The sequence below is a fragment of the Luteibacter sp. P4_D7_3 genome, from assembly GCF_056401735.1.
The window spans coordinates 1-4719 of the sequence record NZ_JBFUIT010000304.1 but is presented as its reverse complement, the minus strand read 5'-3'; the positions used below and the strand labels follow the sequence as shown (position 1 = coordinate 4719).

General features: G+C 62.4%; 4 protein-coding genes. 2 read left to right on the top strand and 2 right to left on the bottom strand.

Features of this window, described 5'->3' with window-relative positions; translation table 11 throughout:
- Positions 1 to 365 (bottom strand): tRNA (adenosine(37)-N6)-dimethylallyltransferase (locus tag AC1DSN_RS18575; RefSeq protein ID WP_477332138.1); only part of this gene is annotated, 365 nt, incomplete at its 3' end.
- A gap of 103 nt (positions 366 to 468) precedes the next feature.
- Between AC1DSN_RS18575 and AC1DSN_RS18570 the strand changes: the two genes are divergently transcribed.
- The gene (locus AC1DSN_RS18570; protein WP_477332137.1) at positions 469 to 1464 is read left to right on the top strand and encodes a hypothetical protein; all 996 of its coding nucleotides are present in this window, start codon (positions 469 to 471) and stop codon (positions 1462 to 1464) included.
- A 556-nt stretch (positions 1465 to 2020) separates the two neighbouring features.
- Positions 2021 to 2374 carry a hypothetical protein gene (locus tag AC1DSN_RS18565; RefSeq protein ID WP_213948360.1) on the top strand — a complete coding sequence of 118 codons (354 nt, stop codon included), beginning with the start codon at positions 2021 to 2023 and terminating at the stop codon, positions 2372 to 2374.
- Between the two features lie 143 nt (positions 2375 to 2517).
- Here AC1DSN_RS18565 and AC1DSN_RS18560 read toward each other — a convergent pair whose 3' ends face one another.
- Positions 2518 to 4656 carry a S46 family peptidase gene (locus tag AC1DSN_RS18560; protein ID WP_477332139.1) on the bottom strand — a complete coding sequence of 713 codons (2139 nt, stop codon included), beginning with the start codon at positions 4654 to 4656 and terminating at the stop codon, positions 2518 to 2520.
- Positions 4657 to 4719: the final 63 nt, after the last annotated feature.

Genomic DNA, 4719 nt, shown 5'->3' with positions numbered 1-4719 from the left:
GCTTCCGGAAGATCGGACAGACCTCGTTGCAGCGCCCGGAAGTACAGGCCCGTGCCGCCGACCAGGAGGGGCACCTTACCCGCCTCGTTCAGACGCGTCATCGCGGCCAGCGCATCGCCACGGAAGTCCGCCGCCGAATAAGGCTGGGCCGGATCGCGGATATCGACAAGTTCGTGCGGATAGCGCGCCAGGGTCGCGGCGTCCGGCTTGGCTGAACCGATATCCAGTCCGCGGTAAACCAGCGCCGAGTCGACACTGATCAACCCGACCGGATAACGATCGGCCAGCGCGCAGGCAAGCGCCGTCTTGCCCGAGGCGGTCGGGCCCATCAGGAAAATGGCGAGGGGGCGGGTGTCGAGGCTCATGAACACGGACTTCGATCAAACGACCGCAAGGTTACCCCACCCCGGTGACAGGCGCCCGGCGCCGATGCGAGGATCGACACGCACTTAAAAGGAGAACGGAAGCATGTTGCGTGTGTCGATGGCGCTGGTCGCCCTGCTCGGAACCGTCTTCGCCGCAGATGCCGCCACGGTCGTCCCGACCGTATACGAGGCGGGTCATTTCTTCGCCACGCCGACGACGAAGGACGGCCACTCACTGCGCATTCTCATCGATACCGGCGCAGGTGGAAGCAATTTCTGGATAACGCGTGCTGCGGCCGACCGACTGCAACTAAAGCCTTCGGTCTGCCCGAAAGAGCCATGGGAAGCTCAGTCGAAAGCTACGTTCGTCACTCGCCCCGAGTACGCCCCACGTGCGGGGATTCCCGCGGCGGCATCCCACTGCGGCGATATCCTCGTGGTGAATACAGGGTCTGCCATCGGCAACGCGGACGGGCTGGCGGGCGGCACTTACCTCGCCACGCACGCGTGGACCTTCGACTACCCTGCCCGGCAGCTTCGCGTCGAGGATGATGCCTGGCAACCTGCGAACGACGCGCATGCGTTTGATCTGGGCATGCAACGCAATCCAGAAGGAGCGCTTACCACCGCCTACCCCCGGGTGACGATCCGCGTCGCCGGAGAGGATGTCGACGTACTCCTGGATACAGGCGCGACGGCGCAACCGACGAAAGCTGGCGTCGCGGCCATGAAGACGCCAACGATGAACGGCCTGGGCGTCGCGAGCTACATCACGAGCACCCTCATGAACCGCTGGCACGCCGATCACCCGGAATGGCCCCTGATCGGAGCCGCTGATGACTTGGGAGCGGGGAAAGCCGTGAGGGCGATCCAGGTGCCGATGGTCGAGATCGCTGGCTGGTCGGTCGGTCCCGTGTGGTTCACGGAACGCGCCGACAGCAATTTCGAGTCGTTCATGTCCGAATACACGGACAGCGCTGTTCACGGTGCCGTCGGCGCAAACGTACTCGATGCCTTCGTCATGACACTCRACTACAGGAAGGCGAAGGCGTGGCTTGCGTGCCCCCGCGCGTGCAGAGCGACACCGGTCAAGCATTGACCAACACAATGCAAGCTGCCGCTGCATAAGGACGAAACCGACTTATCCACATGGTTATGCAGGGTGTATCCACACAGCCTGTGGATATCGCCCGCGAGTGCTCGTCGTCGTACGCCTGGTCACTACGTGATCACCGCAACGCAAGTGCATGGCGGCAAAGGCGAGAACGAAGTTGTCCACAGGTTTATGCAAGGCCTGTGCACACTCCCTGTGGATATCGCGAAGGTCGGTTTCAGGCTGTGAGCAAGAAGTAAGCAGCACAACGCAAGTGCATGGTGGCGAAGGCCGAAACGGACTTGTCCACATGGTTATGCAGGCGCTATCCACATTCCCTGTGGATATCCCGCGCATGAGAATCAGGGACGCCTGACCTCGCACTCTCTACAAGGTGGGGTAGTCTTTGAAAACCCGGCGTCCAACGCACTGATCAAGGCCTGATCAACGTAACGCAAGTGCTTGCTCATCAAGCCACTAACTGACTTATGCACACGCTTATACAAACTCCGCCCACAGATGCAGTGGATATCCCGCTCATCGCGACGCTGGACTTCCATCGATGACGACCGCACAAGCCCATTCGACAGACCGCACCGAGAACGAGCCCACCGAGCGCGAGAAATTCTATGCCGACCTCAATCGCACTCGTGCGGAAACTGACAAGATGTATGCGGAGGCAAGGCGATTGAATCTCGAGTTCTCTCGGTCCCTGGATGAAACGATGAAGATGCGTGCCGAGAGGGATAAAGCCGACGCCGAGGCGAAAAAGTTCGCCATGGATACGATGAAGACCCAGCTGGAAATCCGCTGGTATACCCCTGTCGTGAGCGGTTCAATCGCTCTCGCCTGGTTTAGCGCCGGCGCGGCATTCGTCACCGTGCTGATCAAGTTGCTGTCAGTTCGAGGCAACTAACCCGCTCGTGGTCAGTCACTGACCAACACAACGCAAGCCCTTGCCTGCGAAGGCCCGATCCGACTTATCCACACGTTTATGCAGGTCGTATCCACAATCCGTGTGGATAACGCCTGACGTTCGCCTGCCGTTCGCCTGCCGCGCTACTTAGCCGGAACACCCAGCTCCTTGAGCAGCGACGGCGATGGATACACCTTGTCCATCAACCAACGCATATAGCGCATATCGACGTGGATCGCGCGCTTGTAGCGTGGGTCGTACATCCAACTGGCGCTGACGGCTTCCCAGTTACTGTCGAAGTTGAGGCCAACCAGCTCACCCTTTGCGTTGAGCACCGGTGAACCCGAGTTACCGCCCGTCGTGTCGAGGTTGCTCAGGAAGTCGACCGGCATCGCACCCGTCTTCGGGTCGGCGTAGCCGGCGAAGTCACCCTTGTGAATAGCGTCGAGCAGCGGCTTCGGTGCATCGAACGGGGCAACGCCCGTGTTCTTTTCCACGATGCCCTGCACTGTCGTGACGGGCGCGTAGGTGACGGCATCGCGTGCGTTAAGCGGTGTGACCTTGCCGAAACTCACGCGCAGTGTGGCGTTTGCATCCGGATACACCGCCTTGCCCTGCTTCTCGCGATAAGCGATCAGCGCCTGCATATAGGAAGGACGCAGGCGCAGGAGATCGCCTTCGCGCGCTTTGCGTTCATCCTCAATGCGAAGGAGTGCGGGAAGCAGCGCGCGGGCCGCGACCAGCAAAGCGTCGTCACTCTTCTCGACATCGGCCGGCGCCGCCGCGAACAGTCGCGTCCGCTCGGCCTCGTCGCCAAACGTCGTCGCTCCGTAGATGTGATCGAGCGCTTTCGCGAGTTCCGCTGACGTCCGGCCGAAGACCTTGTCGACTTCGGGCAGACGCTGTGCGTCCGGCAGCTTCTGATAGCGCGTGATGAGCGACGTGACCAGCGCCTTTTCCACGCGCGCATCGTAACGGCGCTGGATCTGCTTCAGCTGGCTCTGGATGAGCTCCTCGTCGCGCTTCTGATAGCCGGACTCGCGTTCGGCGTCCGCCTTGGGACGCTCCACGGCGAGGCGATCGACCGACAATGCCCCACGCATCAGCTGCGTCTGGCTCGACAGCAGGCCCACGAGCAGGTCGCGCTCGCGCACGCCCTTGCCTTGTGCGATGAGTGCCATGGCCTGGTCGATCTGAGGCTTGAGCGTCTTCGCATCGGATTGCGTAGCGAGCCAGGCGAGCATCGCCGCCTCGTCCTCGCGACGAACCGTGACCGCATCGCTGCGCTCGAGGCCCTCCAGTTCGCCGCTGAATCGCTTGATACCGTTCTTCAGGGTCTGAAGCTGGGAGGCGTAGCGGATGCCCGCCTCCTTGTCGGTCCTGCCCTCGGCCTCGATCACGTCCTGCAGGGCCTTCAACACCGCAACCGAGGTTGGCAGTCGCCACTCGATCTGGTCGGCGAATTCAGCGGCCGTGCGGTGACGATACGTGGTGCCTGGATAGCCGGCGAGCATGACGAAGTCGCCCTCGGCCACGCCTGCCGTAGCAATCTGCAGATGCGACGGCGGGTGATAGGGCACGTTGTCCGGCGAGAAATCAGCCGGTTTGCCGTCCTTGCCGACATAGGCGCGCAGGATGGTGAAGTCGCCGGCGTGGCGCGGCCAGACGAAGTTATCGACCTCGTCGCCGTAATTGCCAATGGCGCGCGGTGGCGCGTAAACGAGGCGGATGTCGCGCAGCTCGAGCTGGCGAACCAGATAGAAGTCGCGGCCATAGAACATGTTGGCCACGCTGCATTTGATGCCGGCTTCCGCCTCGCACTCGGCGACCAGCGCCTTGCTCGCCGCGTCCACCGCATCGTAATACGCCCTGCCCGTCTTGCCCCGGGCACCGGCGAGCACGCGGTCGGTAACTTTCTCGAAGCCGACCGTGACGCGGAGGCGGTAGTCCGGATTGGCCGGCAGTTCGCCCGCACGGTCCGCGGCCACGTAACCGTTGGTGATGAGATCACGGTCCGGCTTCGAGTTGTACTGGATGACGCCGAAGGCCACATGGTGGTTGGTCACCACCAGGCCGTCCGCCGACACGAACGAGCCGGTGCCGCCACCGATGCGGACCACCGCGTTCAGGGGCGCCCGAGTGAGGTCGGCGAGGTCCTTCGGGTCGCCGCGGAAACCGGCGTCCTTGAGATTCTTCGCAATTCCGGGCAACTGCGACGGCAGCCACATGCCTTCGTCTGCCTTCGCATCCAGCGCCAGCGCCATGGCTGCTCCCAGCATCATCGAGCGGATCCGCATTATTTCGTTGCCCCTGTCGGCCATCAAGTCCGCCCGACCATAGAGGGT

Coding starts and splice junctions, on each gene's coding strand:
- AC1DSN_RS18565 (WP_213948360.1), top strand. CDS start 2,021: ATGACGACCGCACAAGCCCATTCGACAGACCGCACCGAGAACGAGCCC.
- AC1DSN_RS18560 (WP_477332139.1), bottom strand. CDS start 4,656: ATGATGCTGGGAGCAGCCATGGCGCTGGCGCTGGATGCGAAGGCAGAC.